The 19,584-nt window shown below is 55.5% G+C and carries 14 protein-coding genes; 11 read left to right on the top strand and 3 right to left on the bottom strand.

The window, feature by feature from the left end; genetic code table 11:
- The first annotated feature begins 90 nt into the window (after positions 1-90).
- The 4 genes from fabF to ftsY all read left to right on the top strand — a co-directional run bounded on the left by fabF (position 91) and on the right by ftsY (position 6,985).
- Entirely contained in the window at positions 91-1,335 is a 1,245-nt protein-coding gene (gene fabF / locus ACI1P1_RS28690) for a beta-ketoacyl-ACP synthase II (RefSeq protein WP_416220012.1), read from the top strand.
- A gap of 113 nt (positions 1,336-1,448) precedes the next feature.
- On the top strand, positions 1,449-2,150 hold the full coding sequence (rnc, locus tag ACI1P1_RS28685; protein WP_416220011.1) for a ribonuclease III: 702 nt from the start codon (positions 1,449-1,451) through the stop codon (positions 2,148-2,150).
- A gap of 221 nt (positions 2,151-2,371) precedes the next feature.
- Positions 2,372-5,953, top strand: coding sequence for a chromosome segregation protein SMC (smc, locus tag ACI1P1_RS28680; protein ID WP_416220010.1), 3,582 nt, complete (start codon positions 2,372-2,374; stop codon positions 5,951-5,953).
- A 42-nt stretch (positions 5,954-5,995) separates the two neighbouring features.
- Entirely contained in the window at positions 5,996-6,985 is a 990-nt protein-coding gene (gene ftsY / locus ACI1P1_RS28675) for a signal recognition particle-docking protein FtsY (protein ID WP_416220009.1), read from the top strand.
- A gap of 602 nt (positions 6,986-7,587) precedes the next feature.
- Here the strand turns inward: ftsY and ACI1P1_RS28670 are convergent.
- Positions 7,588-8,358 (bottom strand): hypothetical protein, encoded by a 771-nt coding sequence (locus ACI1P1_RS28670; protein WP_463605685.1) that lies wholly within the window; start codon positions 8,356-8,358, stop codon positions 7,588-7,590.
- 407 nt (positions 8,359-8,765) lie between these two features.
- On the opposite strand from ACI1P1_RS28670, the gene ACI1P1_RS28665 reads away from it, so the two are divergent.
- The 7 genes from ACI1P1_RS28665 (at position 8,766) to gndA (ending at position 17,275) form a co-directional block, all read left to right on the top strand.
- On the top strand, positions 8,766-9,362 hold the full coding sequence (locus tag ACI1P1_RS28665) for a hypothetical protein (RefSeq protein WP_416220007.1): 597 nt from the start codon (positions 8,766-8,768) through the stop codon (positions 9,360-9,362).
- A gap of 116 nt (positions 9,363-9,478) precedes the next feature.
- On the top strand, positions 9,479-10,486 hold the full coding sequence (locus tag ACI1P1_RS28660) for a LacI family DNA-binding transcriptional regulator (RefSeq protein ID WP_416220056.1): 1,008 nt from the start codon (positions 9,479-9,481) through the stop codon (positions 10,484-10,486).
- Between the two features lie 173 nt (positions 10,487-10,659).
- Positions 10,660-12,147: a tagaturonate epimerase family protein gene (locus ACI1P1_RS28655; RefSeq protein WP_416220006.1), complete on the top strand. Its 1,488-nt coding sequence runs from the start codon at positions 10,660-10,662 to the stop codon at positions 12,145-12,147.
- A 35-nt stretch (positions 12,148-12,182) separates the two neighbouring features.
- Positions 12,183-13,451: a nickel pincer cofactor-dependent isomerase, group 22 gene (locus tag ACI1P1_RS28650; protein WP_416220005.1), complete on the top strand. Its 1,269-nt coding sequence runs from the start codon at positions 12,183-12,185 to the stop codon at positions 13,449-13,451.
- A 1-nt stretch (position 13,452) separates the two neighbouring features.
- Complete coding sequence (locus tag ACI1P1_RS28645; protein ID WP_416220004.1) at positions 13,453-15,006, top strand: gluconokinase; 1,554 nt, start codon at positions 13,453-13,455, stop codon at positions 15,004-15,006.
- A 54-nt stretch (positions 15,007-15,060) separates the two neighbouring features.
- The gene (locus ACI1P1_RS28640; RefSeq protein WP_416220002.1) at positions 15,061-15,828 is read left to right on the top strand and encodes an SDR family oxidoreductase; all 768 of its coding nucleotides are present in this window, start codon (positions 15,061-15,063) and stop codon (positions 15,826-15,828) included.
- A gap of 37 nt (positions 15,829-15,865) precedes the next feature.
- Complete coding sequence (gene gndA / locus ACI1P1_RS28635; RefSeq protein WP_416220001.1) at positions 15,866-17,275, top strand: NADP-dependent phosphogluconate dehydrogenase; 1,410 nt, start codon at positions 15,866-15,868, stop codon at positions 17,273-17,275.
- Positions 17,276-17,326: 51 nt separating this feature from the next.
- Here the strand turns inward: gndA and ACI1P1_RS28630 are convergent, their stop codons facing one another.
- A complete protein-coding gene (locus tag ACI1P1_RS28630) occupies positions 17,327-17,971 on the bottom strand; it encodes a hypothetical protein (protein WP_416220000.1) in 645 nt (214 codons plus the stop codon).
- Between the two features lie 319 nt (positions 17,972-18,290).
- A complete protein-coding gene (locus ACI1P1_RS28625; protein ID WP_416219999.1) occupies positions 18,291-19,415 on the bottom strand; it encodes a YncE family protein in 1,125 nt (374 codons plus the stop codon).
- Between the last annotated feature and the right edge of the window lie 169 nt (positions 19,416-19,584).

Genomic DNA, 19,584 nt, shown 5'->3' with positions numbered 1-19,584 from the left:
GCAACGGCCCCTCCGGACGGGATGGGGTTCCATATAGATGAGGCTTGTCCTGTTTTTGACCATAACGTTTGGATACCGAGGTGATAGAAGTTGACGCAACGAGTTGTAGTGACCGGAATGGGCGTAATGACTTCATTGGGCCGCGAACTGGACACCTTCTGGGGCAATTTGCTGGAAGGCAAGTCGGGCGTGTCCCTTGTGGAGAGTATGGATGTCAGTGATTATCCGACGAAAATCGCCGCTTCCATTAAGGATTTTAACCCGGAGGATTATCTGGACCGCAAGGAAGCCCGCAAGATGGACCGCTTCGTGCAATTTGCCGTTGTGACCAGCCAGGCTGCGCTGAAGGATGCAGGAATTTCCATCGGCGAGAATGCAGATCCCGAGCGGGTAGGCGTGTATGTGGGCTCCGGCATCGGCGGCCTTCAAACCTGGGAAGAGCAGCATACCATTCTGATGGAAAAGGGCCCCAAGCGGGTCAGCCCGTTTTTTATCCCGATGATGATTGCCAACATGGCCTCCGGACAGATTTCCATGCTGACCGGAGCCAAAGGCCCCAACAGCACAGCCGTTACTGCGTGTGCCACGGGAACGCACTCCATCGGAGACTCCTTCCGGCTGATCCGGGACGGCGAGGCGGATGTCATGATTTGCGGCGGTGCCGAAGCGACTATCGTTCCTATGGGGATGGCAGGCTTCTGCGCACTGCGGGCCATGTCCACCCGCAATGATGAACCCGAGAAGGCCAGCCGGCCCTTTGACAAGGACCGGGACGGTTTTGTGATGGGAGAGGGTTCCGGCATTCTGGTGCTGGAATCCCTGGAGCATGCGATGAAGCGCGGCGCCCGGATTTATGCGGAAGTGGTGGGTTACGGAATGAGCGCGGATGCGCACCATATGACCGATCCTGCTCCGGGCGGCGAAGGTGCGGCACGGTGCATGAAGCATGCCCTGCGCAGTGCGGGAATGACACCGGAGGACATCGGGTATATCAACGCCCACGGCACCTCCACCGGAGCTGGCGATAAGGCGGAGACGGCTGCAGTGAAGACCGTGTTCGGCGACTATGCCTATAAGGTTCCGGTCAGCTCCACCAAATCCATGACCGGGCATTTACTGGGGGCGGCAGGCGGTGTGGAAGCCGTCATTATTGCCTTGACCCTGAAGAACGGCATGATTCCGCCCACCATTAATCTGGACAACCCGGATGAGGATTGTGATCTGGACTATGTGCCCAACACCCCCCGCAAGGCGGAGGTGAAGGCGGCCATGTCCAATTCCTTCGGCTTCGGCGGACATAATGCCACTATTATTTTGAAGAAATACGAAGCATAAGCACCCGCCCTACGGCGTGCTGCATGAGATACGGGTTCGCGAACACGCAAGCGGGGGGCTGCAAGGCGGCTCAACTCCGCTTGCGTTTTCATTGAACCGGGGAGGGAATAATCTTGGGAAGCGATTTGAGAAAACTGGAAAAACAGCTGGGAGTGGCATTCCGCAATCAGGAGCTGCTGAGGCAGGCCTTTACCCATTCTTCTTATGTTAATGAACACCGCATGACGGTGAGCAAGGATAATGAACGGCTGGAGTTTCTTGGGGATGCGGTATTGGAATTGACCGTATCGGAATTCCTGTACGCCAAGTACCCGGAGCGCTCCGAGGGAGAACTGACCAAGCAGAGGGCCTCCATTGTCTGTGAGCCTTCGCTGGTGACACATGCGGTGGCTTTAAGCTTTGGGGATTTTGTGCTCCTGGGCAAAGGGGAGGAAATGACCGGCGGGAGGTCCCGCCCTGCTCTGCTGGCTGACGTGTTTGAGGCATTTATCGGGGCCTTGTACTTGGATCAGGGGCTGGCGGCGGTTCAAACCTTCCTGAGGGCCCATATGTTCCCGCATATTTACTGGGAAGGTAAAAGCCAAATGGCGGATTACAAAACCCAGCTCCAGGAGCTGGTGCAGCAGCAGGGCAGCGCTTCTTTGGAATACCGGATTGTGGACGAGCGCGGGCCTGCCCATGAGAAGCAGTTTTTGGCTGAGGTCTGGATGGACGAGCGCCTGCTGGGTCAAGGGAACGGACGCTCCAAGAAGGAAGCGGAGCAGGAGGCGGCGGCCAAGGCCTTGTCTCAGTTGGGCAAGGGTGCGGATGCCTGAATCCCTTCTATCCCTTTGGCTTTAGGGGCTGTCTTCAAACTCCGAGGGATGCCCTCAAGAGGGTTTGAAGACAGCCCCTAGGTGGCGCCGGTTCCTTAAGCGAGGGGGATAGGGCCTCCAGCGTGCTGTGAAGCTGTCCGCAAGGCCGGGCGAAGCGGGTAAGGGTGCCTATTTTCAACCGGGCGGGTTATGTTACAATAGCTGTGAGGTGAACGCAAAACATGCTTTTGAAGCGTATCGAATTGGCAGGCTTTAAGTCCTTTGCGGACAAAACGGAGCTGGAGTTTGTCCGTGGCATTACTGCGGTAGTCGGACCCAACGGCAGCGGTAAAAGCAATATTTCCGACGGCATCCGCTGGGTGCTGGGGGAACAGAGCGCCAAGTCGCTCCGCGGCGGGAAGATGGAGGATGTTATTTTTGCCGGAAGCGATGGCCGCAAGGCTGTGAACTTCAGCGAGGTGTCGCTGACTCTGGACAATGAGGACCGGGCGCTGCCCCTGGACTACAGCGAGGTTACGGTTACCCGGCGGGTGCACCGGAACGGGGACAGCGAATATCTCATTAACAAGCAGTCCTGCCGTCTGAAGGATATCACCGAGCTGTTTATGGATACAGGCATCGGCAAGGAAGCTTATTCCATTATCGGCCAGGGCCGGATTGAGGAAATTCTGAGTACCAAGTCGGAGGACCGCAGAGGGATCTTTGAAGAGGCCTCCGGCATTGTCAAATATAAATCCCGCAAAAAAGAGGCGGAGCGCAAGCTCTCGGATACCGAGCAGAATCTGCTGCGGATCCATGACCTGGTGTCCGAGCTGGAGGACCAGATTGCCCCGCTGCAGGAGCAGTCCCGCAAGGCCGTGAAGTTCAAGGAACTGAAGGAAGTGCTGAAGGCCAGCGAAATTGCGGTGTATGTGCATCAGATCGACCAGATTTACAGCCAGTGGTCGGACACCAACGCCAAGATGGAGGGGCTCAAAAAGGAGCAGCTGGAGCTGGCCACGGTGGTGAACGCCCATGATGCCCAATTGGAAACCCACCGGTGGGAAACCCGGCGTCTCGATGAGGAGCTGCAGAAGCTGCAGGAAACGCTGCTGGCTTTAAGCGAGGAGTTTGAGAAGTGCGAGGGCCAAGGCGAGGTGCTGCGGGAACGCGGCAAAAATCTCGGGGCCAACCGGCTGCAGATGGAGCAGGTGACAGAATCCCAGGATAAGCGTCTGGCGGAGAGAAATGCCGAGCTTACGCGGATTGCCGCCGTTATGGTGGATGTGAAGGAGCGTCTGGCCTCGGCCAGAAGTGCACTCCGGGAGGAAGAGGAGAAGCTTTTAGCCGTTGCCGGAGGGACCAAAAGCGACGAGGAGGAGCGTCTGAAGGGCGAGCTTCTGGACACGTTGAACAAAATGGCCCAGGCCAAACATGAGGCCCGTTACGCGGAGCAGCAGATCGAAAGCCTGGCCAAACGTGGCGGCCGCTTGGATGAGGAGCGGGCCCGCTGGAAGGAGGAGCTTATCCAGCTGGAGCGGCGCAAAACCGCTTTGGAGGAGGAGTTGTCCATCGTCCAGAAGGAATCCGAGGAGCTGCGCAGCCAATTCCTGCAGCTTTCCCAGAGTATGCGGGAGCGGCAGGGGCTTTTGGAGGAGCTTCAGGGGGCTGTGCGCAAGTGGGAGCAAAAGCTTGACGCACTCACCTCCCGCCGGGATACCATGCGCGAAATGCAGAATGACTATGACGGCTTTATGCATGGAGTCAAGGAGGTTCTGAAGGCGAAGAACCGGCCGATGGACGGACTGCGGGGCATTCACGGCGCCATTGCAGAGCTGGTGAAGGTGCCTGCCCAGGTGGAGCTGGCTATGGAAACCGCCCTTGGCGGAGCCATGCAGCATGTGGTGGTGGAGAACGAGGCCAACGGCCGGGAGGCCATTGCCTTCCTGAAGCGCAAGCAGCTGGGACGGGCTACTTTCCTGCCCTTGGATGTTATCCGCGCCCGTTCTGTTCCGGACCATGAGGTGCGTTCCATTTCGGGGATGGATGGGTTTGTGGGGCTGGCGGTTAATTTGGTCAGCTTCGCTCCGGCGTATGCTGATATTGTAGGCAGCCTCTTGGGTAATGTGATTGTAGCGGAGCGTCTGGAGGATGCTAACCGGATCGCCGCCCGTTGCCAGTACCGGTACCGGGTGGTAACCCTGGAGGGTGACGTGGTGAATCCCGGCGGCTCGATGACCGGGGGAAGCCTGCAGAAGAAGTCCTCCAACCTGTTGGGACGCCAGCGGCAGATTGAAGAGCTGGACGTGGAGATCAAACACTCCGTCGGCCAACTGAACGAGCTGCGCCGCAAGGCTCAGGTGATGAAGGTGGACCTGGTCAAGGATAACGAACGGCTGGAAGAGCTGCGCCAGGCTGGGGAAGCCAAACGCGGCGACGAGCAGCGCCTCCTGGCGGAGGTGGCTCCGCTGCAAAAGCAGTGGGTCCATGCCAAGGAGCAGCTGGAGCTGCATGCCCAGGACGGGGATGCGGTGTCCCTGGAGACTGATGAGTTTAGCTTAAAGCGCAAACACGCCCAGGAGCAGGCGGCTGCCCTCGAGGAAACGGAAAAGGAACTGCAGACGGCAATCCGTGAGGCCGAGCTGGTCCGTAAGCAGAGTGAGCTGGCCAAGGAAGAGCTGGTGGGCGCCTTGACGGAGCTGAAGGTGAAGGTGGCCTCCATTGCCCAGGAGCAGGAATCCTTGTCCGGCCAGGAGGAGCGGATGCGCTCCGATGTAGCCGTCCAGACCGGGGAGCTGGAGCAGAACCGGCGGATGGTGGCTCAATTGGAGCGGGAGATTGCTTTAAACGAGGAGGAGCTGGTGAAGCAGCGTGAGCTGTTGAACCATTTGTCCATTAAGAAGCGGGAATGTACGGAGCAGACAGACTTCAAGCGGGCTTCAAGGGCCGAATGGCACCGGAAGCTGGAGGAAGAGGAGAACCATACCCGGGAGCAGCGCAATGCCCTGAAGGTAGTGGAGGAGAGTCTTCACCAGACGGAGGTGCGGATGAACCGGCTGGACGTGGAGCTGGATAACCTGCTGAAGAAGCTTGGTGAAGAGTATGAGCTGAGCTACGAGCTGGCCAAGGCCCGTTATCCTGCACCGGAGGATGTGCCTGCGGCCCAGGCGAAAGTCAGGGAGCTGAAGCGGGAAATCCACGGGCTGGGCGAGGTGAATCTGGGGGCAATCGACGAGTTCGCCAGAGTCAGCGAGCGTTATGAATTCCTGAGCGGCCAGAAGAAGGATTTGCTGGACGCCAAAGCGTCGCTGTACCAGGTAATCCGGGAGATGGACGAGGAGATGTCCAAGCGGTTCCGGGCAACCTTTGAACAGATCCGCTCCCACTTTACGGTGGTATTCTCCAAGCTGTTCGGCGGCGGCCGTGCGGACCTGGTTCTGGTGGACCCGGCTATGCCTCTGGATACAGGCATCGAAATCATCGCCCAGCCTCCCGGCAAAAAAACACAGAACCTGCAGCTGCTCTCCGGCGGCGAGCGGGCCTTGACGGCGATTGCCCTGCTGTTTGCCATTCTCCATGTGAAGCCTGTTCCCTTCTGCGTGCTGGATGAGGTGGAGGCGGCCTTGGACGAAGCCAATGTAGCCCGGTATGCCGGTTACCTGCGGGAATTCTCCGATGTGACCCAGTTTATTGTGGTCACTCACCGCAAAGGCACCATGGAGGAGGCCGATGTGCTCTACGGCGTCACCATGGAGGAAGGCGGCGTCTCCAAGCTGGTTTCTGTCCGTCTCGAGGAGCTGGAGGAAGCGGCAGTATCGGCGTAGGAGCTGCAGAAGCAAGAACCATTATGACTCCAGGAGGAGACCATGAGCTTTTTTCGTAAACTAAAAGAAAGCATTACCAGCAAAACCGAAGCGGTCACTACGGTGTTTAAGGAAGGGCTGGCCAAAACCCGCGATGCATTTGTGGAAAAGGTGGAGGACCTGTTCGTCCGCCGGAAGAAAATTGACGAGGAATTCTACGAGGAGCTGGAGGAAATTCTCATCGGCGCCGACGTGGGTGTGAATACAGTAATGGATCTGATGGACGAGCTCCGCGCGGAGGTCAAAAAACGCCGGATCGAGGATGCCTCCGATCTGCGTCCGATTCTGTCCGAGAAGCTGATCGGGCTGCTGGATGCGGAAGGGGATGCCACGCTGACTATGGCCCCCTCAGGCTTAACAGTGATCCTGTTCGTAGGCGTCAACGGGGTAGGCAAAACCACCACCATCGGCAAACTCGCCCACCGCTTCAAGCAGGAGGGCAAGAAGGTACTGATGGCGGCGGGAGATACCTTCCGTGCCGGCGCTATTGAGCAGCTGGAGGTTTGGGGCCAGCGGGTAGGCGTGGATGTGATCAAGCAGCAGGCCGGCTCCGATCCCGCGGCGGTGATGTTCGACGCCATCCAGGCGGCGAAAACCCGCCAGGCGGACATCCTCCTGTGCGATACGGCCGGGCGGATGCAGAACAAGTCCAATCTGATGGAGGAGCTGAACAAGATTTTCCGCGTGATTAAGCGGGAAATTCCCGATGCTCCCCATGAGGTGCTGCTGGTGCTGGACGCCAATACAGGGCAGAATGCGCTGCAGCAGGCCCGCCTGTTCGGCGACAAAAGCGGCGTGACCGGACTGGTGCTGACCAAGCTGGACAGCACGTCCAAGGGCGGTATCGTCATCGCCATCCGCCAGGAAATGAACATTCCGGTGAAGCTGGTGGGATTGGGCGAGAAGATGACGGACCTGCAGGATTTCGATTCCGAGCAGTTTGTGCTCGCACTGTTCGCCGGTCTGGTAACGGAATTGCCGGAGGAGAAGTAAGATATGGGGGGGCCTGCAATTGTGGGCCGCCTCTTTTCTAGTTATGCGGGAGTTGGCGCTGCGAAACAAGTTCGGATAACGGAAGCTGGTTTCCGTTATCCCGGGCGCGGATCCCAAGGAAGCAGCAATAGCGGAAGCAAATTTCCGCTATTGTCCGTTAGCTGGGCTATTTCTACAGCTGCGTGCCTCCATAACGGAAAACCCCTTCCGCTAATCGATTCCGTGCCGCTCCGCCTTACACTTAGCGGAAGATCCCTTCCGCTAAACTCCCGCGCGCCTTTCTTGGACTTCCAATTGGTTCAACCAACCGATTAAGGGAAGGCAAACTTCCGCTATGAGCTGCGTCGGTCTGATAAACACCCCATAAGGGAAGTCAGACTTCCGCTATTGCCGCATCATACCGGGCAAACCGCCGGCTACACAGCCCATAGCGGAACCTACCCTTCCGCTATTCGCCCTCAGCCGTGGGCTTCACCCTAATAGCGGAAAGTTCCCTTCCGCTATCCAAACTGCAGCCCGGATGCCTTCCCGCCCCCTGCGGACAGCAAAAAACCTCCTTACCCGCAACTGCTGTAGCGGGAAGGAGGTTTAACTCTCCGGTTTTATTTGCTTTTGTCCTTGCCCTTTTCCTTATGCTCCTTCTCCAGCGGCGCCTTGCGCTCGATGGCCTTCTCCAGCGCCGGGGTAAGCTCATCCTTGATTTTGGCGATGAGCTCATCCTTGGAGATGCCCTTCTCGGCGGCGATCTCCGCCAGGGATTTCCCGGTTTTGAGCTGGGCCACCAGCTCATCCTTGCTCATCCCCAGCATCCCGGACAGCTTCTCCGGCCCCAGATGGGGAATCATGTCTCCCCGCTTATGGTGGGGATGCCCGGGCTCTTCTTCGAAGAGGCCCTTATGCTTCAGCTGCTGGGCCAGATGGCTTTGCATTTTGGTCTTGATGGTATCCGCACGCTCGCGGGTCAGCTTGCCGCTTTGCACGGCCTCCTCCAGCTTCGCCGAACGGCCGGCCATAATCTTTTCCAAGAGGGCTGTTTCGCTAAGCCCTTGTTCCTTAGCAATGTCCACAATGCTCTTCCCGGACTTCAGCTGGTCGGTCAAGGCCGCTTTCTCGATGCCGAGAATCTGGGCCGTTTCCTCGTAGAAGTGGGGTCCCGCTTTATGCAGCTCCACAGCCTGCTTGCGCCAGCGGTTCTGGAGATCCTTCAGGCTGGCATAACGCTGTACTTGCTGGCCCTTGGCGCTCAGACTGAAGGAACCGGCTGCGGAGGCGCTTGCGCTCCCGCTCCCCACCAGCAGACATCCGGACAGCACCAGGGATAAAGCCACCGCGCTTGTTAACGTTTTTCTGGCATAGAGGGTATCCAATTCCATCACCTTCCTGTTCGTTTAGGCCATAGTATCTCCGTATACCCGTCAATTATATCCGCCCAACCTTAAGATTAGGTTAATCCATCATGTTAAATTGATTACAAATCAGATTACCGCAGGATTACAACATATACGCAGGAAGACAAGGCAGCGTTGCACCGGCAATTCCTAATTTTTTCTTAAGAGGAAAATTGTATTCGCTTACATTTTTCGTTGTCCGGCAAATAAATAGTCAATAAACCAAGTTGCTAAAACATACATTTCATAATAAGATGGAGGAAAGCATTAATTTTCAGAACATTCAGTAAAAGTAATCATTCTAATCATTTCCAAATCTAAGTCTACTTGTTTTTTAAGCCGGAAACGGATCAATGAAACTTGGGGAGGACCACCATCAAGGAGGGATTGCCGTGAATAAGAGTCATGAGGTGGAATATTGCAACCTGGAGCTGAGATTTGATCGACGGCAAATCCGTTTTTTCATTAAGGCGTTGATCCAGGAGGGGTTTTCGCTGTACTGGAACGAGAGCGACCAGCATTTCATCATTTCCATCCGTTCGGGGCGCAAGCTGGTGAAGCTGAAATTTCAGCGGGTCGGTGATAAATACAAAATTGTGGGTAACTATTCCATAAAGGACGAAAAGCTGGCGGAACTCATGGAGAAAATGATCGGGGATACCCGCGGCCATGCTATAGTCAAACGCTTCCGGGACCGGCAGATCCTGATCGAAAACATTATGTTCGGGGAAATCATCCGGTCTGTGGAGATTTCGGGGGTGGAGCATAAGGTGTTATTCCAACGGGAACCAATGATTACCACGGAGCAGATCATTCAGGCGTTTAAGTCCAGACGGGCGGAGGAACGGGCACCGGTGCTGAAGCTGGAGATGGACTATGAGCTATCCACTCTGTATGAAGCCATGATGCTGGGGGACACGGAAGCTGTGGAGAAATCCAAGAGCAGGCTGGAAGAGATGAGACGGGAGTTGATCATGCTGGAATGCTGAAGGTTAGCCGAAATTTAAAAAGGTGAAAAGAGTCCGGACAATAAGTCGGGCTCTTTCAATTTTTTGGATTGTTAACGTGTGCATGATGTGGTATCATGAGTATCGAGGTGAACGCGATGAACGTTACAATCAAGGATATCGCCCGGTTGGCGCAGGTCTCCCACACCACCGTATCGCGGGCGTTGAACGATAGTCCCCTGATTAACTCCGAAACTAAGGAGAAGATCAAGCTGCTGGCACAGGAAATGGGTTATACCCCCAATTTCAGCGCCAAGAGCCTGGTAATGGACCGTTCCTATAATATCGGTTTATTCTTCTCCACACTGAATACCGGCACATCGGCCGGGTTTTTCTATGAGACGGTTCGGGGTATTAACAGTGTAGTGAAGGATGCATACAATCTGGTGGTGCGGGGGATCGACGACTACGAGCATTACCGCAGCATTCACCGCAAAAGCTTCGACGGCGTGATTGTCATGAGTCAAAGCGCCAAGGATGACCCTTTCCTGCATCACTTGTCCGAAGCGGGAATTCCCCATATCGTGCTGAACCGCAAGGTGGAGGGATTGAAGGCCATCAATATTCTATCCGACGATTCCCACGGCTCCTATAGGGTCGTGAATCATATGATCAAAAAAGGGCATCGCCGCATTGCGATTATCTCCGGTAAGCAAAACTTCCATTCTACTGTGGAGCGGAGAGACGGCTTTGTCCGCGCACTGCAGGATGCCGGAATTGAATTGAAGGAATCCTATCAGGTTGGGGCAAGCTATGACTTGAAAAGCGGGTATACGGCTATGCTCCAGCTGCTCGAACTGCCGGAACGGCCAACCGCCGTTTTTTGCATGAACGACGATATGGCGGTAGGTGCTGTGAAAGCGGTGCATGATGCGGGGCTGCAGGTCCCCGGGGATGTATCCGTGGCAGGTTTCGACGATAGCATGTTCTCTGCTTACCTGTCTCCCGCGTTGACCACCGTTAAGCGGCCCATCGAAGAGATCAGCAGACAAGGGGCACTGGTGCTCCTCACGAGCATCGAGCAGAAAACCCTGGCTCCGGATACCATCTATCTGCGTACGGAGCTGGTGGTGCGTGAATCGGTAGCAGAGCCTGCAAAGGCTTAGCTCATAAATCAGGGAACCTGGCAAGGGAAAATACAACGGCTCAGCCAATTCGATACTCCTAACCGCTTTTGACGCCTGACGCAGAAGAAGGCTGGTGGGTATAGGGCCGGTGTTTTTTGCCAAACCAAACCCTATGTAAGCGAAAACTAACCAAATTATGGAGGCGATTGACTGTGGGTGTCTATGCTAAAGCAATGGAAGGTTTGAAAAAAGGCGAGACAACTGGAGATTGGGGCGTAAAAATTTATCCGGGTTCTTATACGGTTCAAGACGGCGCTACCCTGCTCATGGTCAAACACGGTGATGAAAAGTTCATCCTGGCCGCAGGCAGCGGGTCCTTCTACGATGAATTGACCGGCCGGGAAGAGGACGGCGGCAAAATCTGTCCCCTGACCCATGAGAACCGGCTGGTGCTGAATAAATACCTCCTGTACACCGTACCGCGGGCCTTCGGCACAGGAATCTCCACCATCGGCTTGGGCGACCGGCTGGGACTGGCTTCCCCGGGTCATATCCAAACCGTCCGCGGACGGGATATCCGCCCGATTCTGGCCCAGCAAAGCATCCGCGAGCTCAGCCTGACCGGCCGCGACTACAACCAGGTTGTGGACGCCGCATGCTTCGCCGCATTCCAAGAGGGCTATAAGGACGGCTTCGGCGCCGACGGCGACCATCTGAAGGTAGAGGCTGACATCAAGATGTCCCTGGACATGGGCTTTACCATGCTGACCCTGGACTGCTCCGAGAAGATCGACAACACCATCGAAGGTTTGTCCGACGCAGAGCTGGAAGCCAAGTATCTGACTGTACCGGAGGAACGCCGCAGCTACTATGAGAAGAAATATCTGGACCTGGAATTCGAAGCAAAGGAGCACCGTCTGACCTTCGATAAGAAGAGCCTGATGAAGAATGTTCTGATTTATGGCGAAGCCATTGAATTTATGGTCTATATTTACGTAACCTATATTGTCAATGCCGGACGTGTGGTGGACTTCGAAATTTCCATCGACGAAACGGAAACCCCGACGGATCCTGCTTCCCACTATCTGGTGGCCAAGGAGCTGTATGACCGGGAAATTTCCATTCACAGCATGGCGCCCCGCTTCTGCGGTGAATTCCAGAAGGGCATCGATTACATCGGCGATCTGGAGCAGTTCGAGAAGGAACTTGAGGTTCACGCGGCTATTGCCGACCAGTTCGGCTACAAGCTCTCCATCCACTCGGGCAGCGACAAGTTCTCTGTATTCCCGCTGGTTGCCAAACATACCACCGGCCGTTTCCATGTGAAAACCGCCGGCACCAACTGGCTGGAGGCTGTGCGTATCGTGGCCAAGTTCAACCCGCAGCTCTACCGGAGGATGCACGCCTATGCATTGGAGCATTTCCTGGAAGCCAAGGCATACTATCATGTGACCACGGATATTACCGCCATAAAGCCGTTGGAGCAAACCGAGGACAGCGCCCTTCATACTTACATGGACGACAACAATGCCAGACAGCTGCTTCATATTACTTACGGGCTGCTGCTGCAAGCGAAGAACGAAGCGGGCGAGCCTCTCTTCAAAACAGAGTTTTTCCGTACACTGTCCGAGCAAGAGGAGCAGTATGACGCCGCTTTGGCCTCCCATATCGGGAAGCATCTGCGTCTGTTGAATAAATAAGAACCTAACCATTTCAATATACGGAGGTTATAGTCATGAGCATCTTGGATACACTGCTGCGCGATATTCCGGTACCACGGGTCGTGCGCATCCGCCAGCGTTTTGATAACACGAAGCTTGCCGATCCGGTTGCCACCCTCCAGGAAGAACTGAAAAAACCCGGAACGCTGGATGCTATCAAACCTGGCCAGCAGGTAGCGGTTGCCGTAGGCAGCCGGGGCATCGCCAACATTGCGGCCATCACCCGCGCCACAGTGGATGCCATCAAGGCCATCGGCGCAGAGCCCTTCATCGTACCTTGTATGGGCAGCCACGGCGGGGCTACAGCCGAAGGCCAGAAGGAAGTGCTGCATCACCTGGGCATCGATGAGGACACAATGGGGGTGTCCATCCGTTCCACTATGGAAGTGGTGAAGCTGGACGAACTGCCCAACGGTCTGCCGGTTTATGTGGACAAATACGCCAACGAAGCCGACGCTATTGTGGTGATCAACCGGGTTAAACCCCACACCGCCTTCCGCGGCCGGATCGAAAGCGGGATCATGAAGATGATCTCCATCGGCCTGGGCAAACAAAAAGGCGCCGAAGCCTGTCATCAGTTGGGCTTTAAGTACATGGCAGAGAATGTGCCGGCTATGGCCAACATTATGCTGAGCAAGCTGCCCATTGTATTCGGCATCGCGCTGATTGAGAATGCCTATGATGAAACCTGCGGAGTCGAGGCTCTAGCCGCAGCTGATATTGAAAGCCGCGAGGAGGAGCTTCTGAAGGAAGCCAAGTCCCGCCTGCCGCGGATTCTCTTCGATCAGCTGGATGTGCTGGTGATCGACTACATCGGCAAAAACATCAGCGGCGACGGTATGGACCCCAATATCACCGGCCGTTATCCCACTCCGTACGCCCATGGCGGTCCGGATGTGACCAAGATGGTGGTGATGGACCTGACGCCGGAAACCAAGGGTAATGCCAACGGTGTGGGCACAGCGGATTTCACCACCCAGCGCCTTGTAGACAAAATGGACCGTCCGGCTACCTATGCCAACGGCCTGACCTCTACCGTGTGCGCACCTACCAAAATCGCCACCACCTTGGCCAACCAGAAGCTGACCATTCAGGCGGCGGTGAAAACCTGCAACATTCTGGACTACACCACCTGCCGGCTGGTCCGTATCCGGGATACCCTGCACCTGGGTGAAATCGAAATCTCCGAAACCCTTCTGGAAGAGGCCAAGGGCCATCCGGATATAGAAATTCTGTCAGAGCCCTATGAGCTGGCATTCAACGAGGAAGGGGATCTTTTCTAACATGAGTCAACTGGCAGCGAAGCCTTATATTCTGGCAGTAGATATCGGCACCACCAGCGCCAAGACGCTGGTGATTCGCGGAACGGACGGCCACGTGATGGCCGGCCATTCCGTGGAATACCCCATGTTCACCCCCCGGGCGGATGTGGCGGAGCAGGACCCGGACGAAATCTGTGAGGCCGTAACCGGAGCGGTGGCGGCAGTGATGACCAAAGCGGATATTCCGGCGGATAAGCTGTTGTGTATCTCCTTCAGCTCCGCCATGCACGGACTCATCGCCGTAGATGAGCAAGGTAAACCGTTAACCAACCTGATTACCTGGGCGGATAACCGGGCTGTGCAAACGGCGGACATCATTAAGAAGGAGCATAAAGGCCGCTCCATCTATATGCGCACCGGTACTCCTATTCATCCCATGTCTCCTTTCGTGAAGCTGGTATGGATGAAGGACAGCATGCCGGACATCCACCGGAATGCCTACAAGTTCATCGGCATCAAGGAATATGTCATGCACCGCTGGTTCGGGCAGTATGTGGTGGATTATTCCATCGCCAGCGCCACGGGGCTGTTTAACCTGAACCATCTGGAGTGGGATAAGGAAGCGCTGGTTCTGGCCGGCATTACGCCGGACCGTCTGTCCACCCCCGTCTCTACCGTCCATGTGATGGAAGGGATTGAAGCGGGCATCGCCCGCCGCATGGGCATCAACCCCTCCACACCGGGTGTGGTGGGTGCATCTGACGGCGTATTGGCCAACCTGGGCTCCGGTGCCTTCGAGCATGGGGTCTGGGCCGTCTCCATCGGCACCAGCGGCGCTGTGCGGGCGGTGACCCGCAAGCCCTTGACCGATCCGGAGGGACGGCTGTTCTGCTACGCCCTGAAGGAGGACTTCTGGGTGGTGGGCGGCGCCATCAATAACGGCGGCATTATGTTCCGCTGGGTGCGGGACACCCTGGCAACCTTGGAGGCCGAAGAGGGGAGACGCCGGGGCATGGACCCCTACGATTACCTCACCCAATTGGCCGCGTCGGTGCCTGCCGGTTCCGGCGGTCTGATCTTCCTGCCCCTGCTGGCAGGGGAACGGGCGCCGTACTGGAATGCCAATGCCAGAGGCGTATACTTCGGCCTCTCTTTGGCTCACACCAAAAGCCATATGATCCGCGCAGTGCTTGAAGGAGTGATGTACCGCATCCACTCCGTGGCCGAGGCATTAACCGGTCTGGTGGGCGAACCGGAGGAAATCCGGGCGTCGGGCGGTTTTGCCCGTTCCGAATTCTGGCGCCAGATGCTGGCGGATGTCATGGGCACCACCCTGTCCGTTCCGGACGCCATCGAGGCATCCGGACTGGGAGCAGCACAATTGGGGCTGTTCGCCATGGGCGAGGTCAAGGATTTCTCCGGCATCCACAATTGGGTCAAAGCGGGAACGCGGCATGTAAAGCATCAGGAGAACCACGACGTCTATAAGCGTTTGACACCCCTTTACCAAAAAGTGTATCATCAGTTGAGCCGGGAATTTGACGAAATTGCCGCATTCCAGAAGGAGCAACTGTAGTTTCTTCAGCTTCAGCTTCGTCAAATTTTGAATACGGGAAGGAACGATTCAGGCGTGAACATGTTCGATTTAACCGGAAAAACGGCTGTTATTATCGGCGGCAACAGTACACTCGGCGGCTCTATGGCGGAAGGCTTGGGAGCGCAAGGCGCCCATGTGGCCATCGTCGGGCGCAATCAGGAGAAGTCCCTGGCGGTATGCGCCAAGGTGGAGGCAGCCGGCGGCAAGGCCAAGGCTTTCCAGGCGGACGCCGTCAATCCTGACGACCTGAAGCGTGTGCTTCAGGAGGTGCTGGACTGGACCGGACACGTGGATGTCCTGATGAATTGTCCGGGCGTCAACAGCGCCACTCCCTTTTTCGAGCTCCCCATGGAAGAATGGGACAAGATTATGGATGTGAACCTGAAGAGTGTGGTGCTGGCCTGCCAGATCTTCGGCAAGGTCATGATGGAATCCGGCAGGGGAGGCAGCATTATCAACATTTCCTCCGTATCCTCCGGACCGCCTCTGTCCAAGGTGTTCACCTACTCCGCCTCCAAGGGCGCAGTCAACAATATTACCCAATACCTGGCCCGGGAATTCGCTCCCGGCGGCGTCAGGGTCAATGCTATTATTCCGGGCTTTTTCCCGGCGGAGCAGAACCGCCAGATCCTCTCCGCCGAGCGGGTGGAGAGCATCATGCGGCATACACCCATGGGACGTTTCGGCAATGCCGACGAGCTTCAGGGAGCAGCGGTTTTCCTGGCTTCCGAGAAAGCGTCCAGCTTTGTCACCGGCTCGCTTCTGCGGGTGGACGGCGGCTTCGGAGCCATGACCATATAATTTTTTTTCAATGCGAATCAGAAAGGATGAGAAACCCGTGTCCAAGCAGCAAATCGGAGTAGTCGGTCTGGCGGTTATGGGCAAGAACCTGGCTCTGAATATTGAGAGCAGAGGATTTTCGGTTGCCGTATATAACCGTTCTCCCGAGAAGACGAAGGAAATTCTGGAAGAAAACCCGGGGAAGAACCTGAAGGGTGCCTTCTCTGTTGAGGAGTTTGTCCAATCCCTGGAGACGCCGCGGCGGATTCTGATCATGGTGAAGGCAGGCAAACCGACGGATGACACCATCAACCAGCTGTTGCCTTACCTGGACCAAGGGGATATTCTCATCGACGGCGGCAACGCCTATTTCCCGGACACCCAGCGCCGCAACAAGGAGCTGGAGGCCAAGGGCTTCCGCTTTATCGGCACCGGCGTATCCGGCGGCGAGGAAGGCGCATTGAAGGGCCCCTCCATTATGCCGGGCGGCCAAAAGGATGCTTATGAGCTGGTAGCCCCGATTCTGACGGCGATCTCCGCCAAGGTAAAGGGCGACCCCTGCTGCATCTACATCGGCCCGGACGGAGCCGGCCATTATGTGAAGATGGTGCATAACGGAATCGAATACGGCGATATGCAGCTGATCTGCGAAGCCTACCAGCTCTTGAAGGACGGGCTGGGACTGACTCCGGCGGAACTGCATGAAATCTTCGCAGAGTGGAACAAGGGTGAGCTGGACAGCTACCTGATCGAAATTACTGCGGATATCTTCACCAAAACCGACCCGGAAACCGGCAAGCCCATGGTGGATATCATCAAGGATACAGCTGGACAGAAGGGCACCGGCAAGTGGACCAGCCAAAGCTCTCTGGACCTGGGTGTGCACTTGTCACTCATCACCGAGTCCGTGTTCGCCCGGTTTATCTCTGCTATGAAGGACGAGCGTGTTGCGGCCAGCAAGGTGCTGAACGGTCCTGCTGCAGCTGATCTGGGTGTGGAACGCGCCGAGTTTATCGAAGCGGTCCGCCAGGCTCTCTACGCCAGCAAAATCTGCTCCTACGCCCAAGGCTTCGCCCAAATGCGGGCCGCCTCCGAGGAGTATGGCTGGGATCTGGACTACGGCGGTATCGCCATGATCTTCCGCGGCGGCTGCATCATCCGTGCAGCGTTCTTGCAGAATATCAAGGATGCCTACGACCGCAATCCGGAGCTGAAGAACCTGCTTCTGGACGAATACTTCAGCAGCGTCATCCACAAGTACCAGGATTCCTGGCGCAAGGTGGTGTCCACTGCAGTCCGTTTGGGCATTCCGGTGCCGGCCTTCTCCTCGGCCCTGTCCTACTATGACAGCTACCGTACCGCCCGCCTGCCGGCCAACCTGCTGCAGGCCCAACGCGACTACTTCGGCGCCCACACCTACGAGCGTACGGACAAGGAAGGTTTCTTCCACTACCAGTGGCTGGAATAGGATAAATAGCTTGCACCACAGAAAAACGGTGGTAATTCTCTTCACTGAGAATTACCGCCGCTTTTTGCTTTTTGTTCCTTGTCTGTTCAGCCAAGGTTTGGCCGGTTTATACTTTTTATTCCTGAGGGAAGGGGACATCAGTTGAATGCACAAGTGGATGAGGTGGTTAAACGTGCGGTTCCGTTTGCCGCTGCTTTTTGTGTTTACATAATAAAGTCTCGTCACATGGCGTTCTGCCACACGGATGGTTTGCAGAAGCCGCTCCATTCGGGCAGGTTCCGGCATGACCGTTTCATTTATTCCCGCTGAGTCTCCCTGAACTTCAGGAAGAATCGACCTAAGCCAATGCCCGCTGGAGAGGATGCTGTGCAGAATGGTCTCACCTTGATGGATAATGGTATCCGTCTGTTGGAGCAGAATGGCCCAGTCAGCTGGCTGATATTCCTTGGTCATGGGGAAGGTGCCCAGAGAAGCAAGGAGTCCCATTATATCCTCCAGTGTATCCACCATGGCCGAATTGGTCCGTTTCAGTCCGGTTTGGATTCGGTCTAGTTTCTGGTGTTCGGGATCTGCAGCAAGAGCAAGCTGGATGGCCTTCACCCTGTTGGTTGTATAAACGGTTTCTTCCCTTAGCCATACCAGCGAGCGGGTAAATATTAACCAGGTCCCTAGTAGCTCCGACACCGTTTCCGGCATTAGGCGGGCACCTCTGCGCAAGGCATGTTGAAATGTTGGCTGAAAGAGGCCGCGGCAATGCCATAGTGTGGCAATGGCGGATTCCATGGAGGCCGTCGAGTCCAAAAAGGTTACTCTGGTATCATTCGGAAGACTAAAGTTAGGCAGTTGGATCAGCTTATTTGAACTCAAGGTTTATAGCATCCTCCCATTTGAACAGGCTAAAAGTATGTCTACTGAATTATATGCAAAACTAGCAACAGGTTGTCCGTTTGGTTTAAAAAAATATAGCCGGATTTATCCGTAGTCCGGACAGTCCGGCCAGGAGTAAAGCAAAAATTCAGCTTTGCGTCCGGTAACAAGCGGCAATCCCCCGGATCCTGCCTTCGACGGCAATAGGTTCTTCCCGCATATAAGAAGCCAGATCAACGGGAGTAAGACTGTTGTCTCCCGTAACGAAGGCTTTGGAGCTGTCCTCCGTAATCCCTACGTCATAAGCGGATTGCAGCTCCACAAAGTGCGATGTTTGTTCCTCCTGTGGTTTAATGATGTGCAGTCCCGGCCGTTGATCGTGCTCCCCGGCAATAGTAATACAAATCTTGCGTTGATCCGGTGACCCCGCAATAATCCGTTGGCCTTTATAGCTTTCAATAAAATGTGGACCTGTGAACCCGGAGGAGATTTCCGCATGCAGGATACCTGGGGAAGGACCATTCCGGATAAAGTAAAAGTTGCCATGCCAACGTCCGTTGTCCGTACTGACCACACCCCAATGGGGCCCAAGAGTCCAGGAGCTGTGGTAACGGCAGCTGTTTTTTTGGATAGACCACATAACAATACGGGAAACACCGGAAACGGCAAACCAAAGTCCATTTGCAGAAACCGCTATGGGATTATGATCTGCTGAGGTCCAACATCCGCTTTCCATGTGGACCGAATGGTCTTCTGTATGAATAATGACGTAGGAATCCAGTCCGGAGGAGCTTCCTTTGCAGGCGGCAAGCACAAACCGTCCATTAGGGTCCACTGTCAGTGAAAAGGGATGGTCCTGGAGGGATATGGTGGTGATAACGGTGAAGCTTGCATTGTCAATGACTGTAATGGCTTTGCCACCATAACCGGCCACGTAGGTCCGTTTGTTATCAGGTGTAATGAGAATTGCGGTCGGATTGGTGCCGGTTGGCAGAAGGGCGGAAACCCGGTTGGTGGAAGTATCGATAACGGATAAGGTGGCATCATCCCGGTTGGCTACATAAACAGTTGTCCCATCTGGGGATAAAGCAACCGGCCCTGGATTGCGTCCAACCGGGACCGTTGCCAGAATTTTGTTCTCCTTAGGGCTGATTACACCTACGTACCCTCTCCCGTCCTGTATACGGGTATAAGTCACGTATACCAAACGGGAAGCTGCGGATGACCGGCTGCGGAAGCTGCTGTTTATACCTGCATGGGTTGGATTCACCACGTTTTAACCACTCCTCAGGGAGAAATACCGTTCGATGCTAACATTGTATTAGAGGTGTGGAATTTAGGAATGGACGTAAGCCCACCATGCAGGAATTGGTTATTACTAGTGTAGAAGCATCCAGTAATATTACATAGTTAATATATGTAAATTAAAATAAATGAGTTAT

This window comes from Paenibacillus mesotrionivorans, from assembly GCF_046098205.1.
GTDB classification, from domain to species: Bacteria; Bacillota; Bacilli; order Paenibacillales; family NBRC-103111; genus Paenibacillus_AR; species Paenibacillus_AR mesotrionivorans.
This window is presented reverse-complemented; position numbering and strand designations above follow the sequence as displayed.